General features: G+C 64.4%; 2 protein-coding genes and 1 pseudogene. All 3 read left to right on the plus strand.

The window, feature by feature from the left end:
* Positions 1-941 (plus strand): proton-conducting transporter membrane subunit (locus IT540_RS18630; RefSeq protein WP_291181240.1); only part of this gene is annotated, 941 nt, incomplete at its 5' end.
* A gap of 10 nt (positions 942-951) precedes the next feature.
* Positions 952-2,481: an NADH-quinone oxidoreductase subunit M gene (locus IT540_RS18635; RefSeq protein ID WP_291181242.1), complete on the plus strand. Its 1,530-nt coding sequence runs from the start codon at positions 952-954 to the stop codon at positions 2,479-2,481.
* A 6-nt stretch (positions 2,482-2,487) separates the two neighbouring features.
* Positions 2,488-2,919: pseudogene (locus IT540_RS18640) on the plus strand (NADH-quinone oxidoreductase subunit N); the annotation flags it as partial.

The following is a 2,919-nucleotide window of genomic DNA, read 5'->3' on the forward strand; positions in this document are numbered from 1 at the left end:
CGGCGATCTTCCATCTCATGACGCATGCCTTCTTCAAGGCGCTGCTGTTCCTCGGCTCGGGCTCGGTGATCCACGCGCTCTCGGGCGAGCAGGACATGCGCCGCATGGGCGGGCTCGGCCCCAAGATCCGCATCACCTATTGGCTGATGCTAATCGGCAGCCTTGCGCTCGCGGGCATCGGCATCCCGTTCGTGTTCGGCTTCGCCGGCTTCTACTCGAAGGACATCATCCTCGAGAGCGCGTTCGCCGCCCATTCCGGCCCCGGCGCTTTCGCCTTCTGGCTCGGCATCGCGGCGGCGGGAATGACCGCTTTCTATTCCTGGCGCCTGTTGTTCATGACCTTCAGCGGCCATACGCGCGCCGACCATCACACCTACGATCATGCGCATGAGTCGCCGGCGGTAATGCTCATTCCCCTCTACGTCCTGGCATTCGGCGCGATCTTCGCCGGCGTGGCGGGTTACGAGTACTTCGTCGGTCACCACCGGGCCGAGTTTTGGGGCGCCGCCATCAAGGTCCTGGCCGAGAACGATTCGGTCGAGCACGCGCATCACGTGCCGGTCTGGGTGAAGGTCCTGCCACTGGTCGCGAGCGTGATGGGCATCGGCATGTCGTACGGCCTGTACATCCGCAACCCGCAACTGCCGGCCGAGCTGGCCACGCGCTTCCAGGGGCTCTATCGCTTCCTGCTCAACAAGTGGTGGTTCGACGAGCTCTACGACGCCTTGTTCGTCCGGCCGTCCTTCAAGCTCGGTCACGGGCTCTGGAAGAAGGGCGACGTCGCGGTGATCGATGGCCTTGGGCCGGATGCGCTGGCGGCCAATACGCTCACGACGGCGCGCCGCATGAGCGCCGTCCAGACCGGATACGTCTATCACTACGCCTTCGCGATGCTCATCGGTGTCGTCGCGCTGGCCACTTGGTATCTCGTGAGCCGGTGAGGGAAGCGTCATGAGCAACTGGCCGATCCTCAGCCTGGTCACCTTCCTGCCGCTTGTCGGGGCGGGCTTCATCCTCTTGGTCCGGGGTGACGACGAGACGGTGGCGCGCAATGCCCGCTGGGTCGCGCTGTGGACGACGCTGGCGACCTTCCTGGTGTCGCTGGTCCTTTGGTTCGACTTCGACCGCAGCTCGGCCGCGTTCCAGTTCGTCGAGCGCGCCGCCTGGTTCCCCGGGACTGCCGTCACCTACCACATGGGCGTCGACGGCATTTCCGTGCTGTTCGTCCTGCTGTCGACCTTCCTGATGCCGCTCTGCATCGTCGCTTCCTGGGAATCGGTCGAGCATCGGGTGAAGGAGTACATGGTCGCCTTCCTCATCCTCGAGACGATGATGGTCGGCATGTTTTGCGCCCTCGACATGGTGCTGTTCTACATCTTCTTCGAGGCCGTCCTGATCCCGATGTTCCTCATCATCGGCGTGTGGGGCGGCGCCCGGCGCGTGTACTCGGCGTTCAAGTTCTTCCTCTACACGCTCGCCGGATCGGTGCTGATGCTGGTGGCGCTGCTGTACATGTACGGCACCGCCGGAACGACGGACATCACCAAGCTGATCGGCTACGGCTTCTCGGTCGAGGCGCAGAAGTGGCTCTGGCTCGCCTTCTTCGCGTCCTTCGCGGTGAAGGTGCCGATGTGGCCCGTTCACACCTGGCTGCCCGACGCGCATGTCGAGGCGCCGACCGCCGGTTCCGTGATCCTCGCCGGCGTCCTGTTGAAGATGGGCGGCTACGGCTTCCTGCGCTTCTCGATCCCGATGATGCCGGAGGCGTCGATCGCCTTCACGCCGCTGGTCTACACGCTTTCGATCATCGCGGTGATCTACACCTCGCTGGTGGCGCTGGTGCAGGAGGACATGAAGAAGCTCATCGCGTATTCGTCGGTCGCGCATATGGGCTTCGTCACGCTGGGCATTTTCACCGGGACGCGCCAGGGCATCGATGGCGCGATCTTCCAAATGCTGAGTCACGGCGTCGTGTCGGGTGCATTGTTCCTCTGCGTGGGCGTCGTCTACGACCGGCTGCATACGCGCGAGATCGCGCGCTATGGCGGCCTCGTCGAGCGCATGCCGCGCTACGCCGCCGTCTTCATGCTGTTCACCATGGCCTCGGTCGGATTGCCGGGGACGAGTGGCTTCGTCGGCGAATTCCTCGTGCTGACCGGCACGTTCCAGTCCAACACCTGGGCGGCGGCGCTCGCATCGCTCGGCGTCATCCTCGGGGCGGCCTACATGCTCTATCTCTATCGTCGCGTGATCTTCGGAAAGATCACGCGAGAGGATTTGAAGTCGATGCTCGATCTCTCGCGGCGCGAGATCGCGGTGTTCGCGCCGCTGGTGGTCGTGGTGCTGGGGATGGGGATCTACCCGAAACCCGTGCTCGACGTCTTCGCGACTTCGGTCGATCAACTCGTCGCACGCTACAAGCAGGCCGAGCTGTCGACACCCCAAGGGCCGGCGCGCCGGCTCGCATCTCTTGCAGACTGAGCGCCGATGAACCCCGCCCCCCTGAATCTCGGTCCCGCGCAGCCCGAATTGTTCCTGGCCGCCTGCGGCCTCGCCCTGCTGCTCTACGGCGTCATCGTCGGTGATCGCTCGCCGCGTCAGGTCTCCTTGCTCGCGATCGCGGCGCTGGCCGTCACCGCCCTCATGGTGTCGATGGCGCCGGCGGCACGCACGATGGGGCTGTCGGGTCTTTTCGTCGCCGACGCTTTCGGCGGCTTCATGAAGCTCTTCGTGCTTCTCGGCGCTGCGCTCGGGATCGTGATGTCGCTCGAATACAACCGGCAGGAGGAGATCGAGCGCTTCGAGTTCCCGGTGCTGATCGTGTTCGCGACCCTGGGCATGATGCTCATGATCTCGGCGAGCGACCTGATCTCCCTCTATCTCGGGCTCGAATTGCAGAGCCTGGCGCTCTACGTCGTC

The sequence above is a fragment of the Hyphomicrobium sp. genome, assembly GCF_020852195.1.
Taxonomy (GTDB): domain Bacteria; phylum Pseudomonadota; class Alphaproteobacteria; order Rhizobiales; family Hyphomicrobiaceae; genus Hyphomicrobium_C.

What these genes read in the sequence shown, in the direction of transcription:
- IT540_RS18635 (WP_291181242.1), top strand. Translation starts at nt 952, where the DNA reads ATGAGCAACTGGCCGATCCTCAGCCTGGTCACCTTCCTGCCGCTTGTC.